Raw genomic sequence first — 395 nt, 5'->3', positions numbered from 1 at the left:
AAGGCTGGCGCGATCATTCCTGCGGTCCTGTTGACCGGGGTGGACACCGCGCGCGCCGGGCCGGTCGTCGCGACGGTGTCGCAGAATGTCTATGACACCGTCAGCGGCCGCCATCTCGTCCTGCCCCAACCGGCATCGGTCCCAGAGCATCAGCCTGACCATCGAACTGACCACCCTGACGGGGGAGTTCCGGATGGGCCAGGAGGAGGCGCTCATCGAACTGAGGCCGCTCGCCTGGGCGCCCGGCTTTTCTGACGATCAACTCCGGGAACGACTCGACTGGCTGCTCCTGGAGGGGCGTCGGCTCAGGCGCGAAGACCTCGAACGTGACGCGGACCTTCTTCCAATGGAGCCCCGAGCCTGACGTTGGCGATTGGCGGCGGACCGGTGGCTGA

The 395-nt window shown here is 67.1% G+C and carries 1 protein-coding gene; it reads left to right on the top strand.

Going from position 1 to position 395, the window contains the following annotated elements; all coding sequences use genetic code 11:
- Positions 1-12 precede the first annotated feature (12 nt).
- Entirely contained in the window at positions 13-255 is a 243-nt protein-coding gene (locus tag CVH10_RS18010) for a TrbI/VirB10 family protein (protein WP_369335866.1), read from the top strand.
- Positions 256-395 lie beyond the last annotated feature (140 nt).

The organism is Halomonas sp. ND22Bw, from assembly GCF_003011945.1.
Classification (GTDB): domain Bacteria; phylum Pseudomonadota; class Gammaproteobacteria; order Pseudomonadales; family Halomonadaceae; genus Halomonas; species Halomonas halophila.
This window is presented reverse-complemented; position numbering and strand designations above follow the sequence as displayed.